The organism is Bacillus sp. SIMBA_154, from assembly GCF_046536015.1.
Lineage (GTDB): Bacteria > Bacillota > Bacilli > Bacillales > Bacillaceae > Bacillus > Bacillus pumilus_P.
The window spans coordinates 1-275 of sequence record NZ_JAWJBV010000231.1 but is presented as its reverse complement, the minus strand read 5'-3'; the positions used below and the strand labels follow the sequence as shown (position 1 = coordinate 275).

The 275-nt window shown below is 42.9% G+C and carries 1 protein-coding gene; it reads left to right on the top strand.

Annotation, left to right across the window (positions count from 1 at the left end; all coding sequences use genetic code 11):
* Nucleotides 1–275 (top strand): hypothetical protein (locus R0K30_RS21840; protein ID WP_410612923.1); only part of this gene is annotated, 275 nt, incomplete at both ends.

Below are 275 nucleotides of genomic sequence, written 5' to 3'. Positions count from 1 at the left end.
CGTACTTTTAGAAAACGTTAATACAGGTGAATTTAGTGATAGCGACGTCGCTAAAAGCTACACGAAGCTCCTTGAAAAAGGCGGCATCTGGAAGAATGGTGAGTATGTTAGAGAACAAGAAGGTCTGATTGAAAAAGTATTCAGGTTCTCGTTCGGAGCTGATGATAAAGAGCTCTTCACCGGAGCCTGGGATCGAGACAAAGAAGATGAGTTACCAGAAGAAACTCTCGAAAAACCCCGCAAACGTTACGTATTTCCTCCCCACGTATATAAAG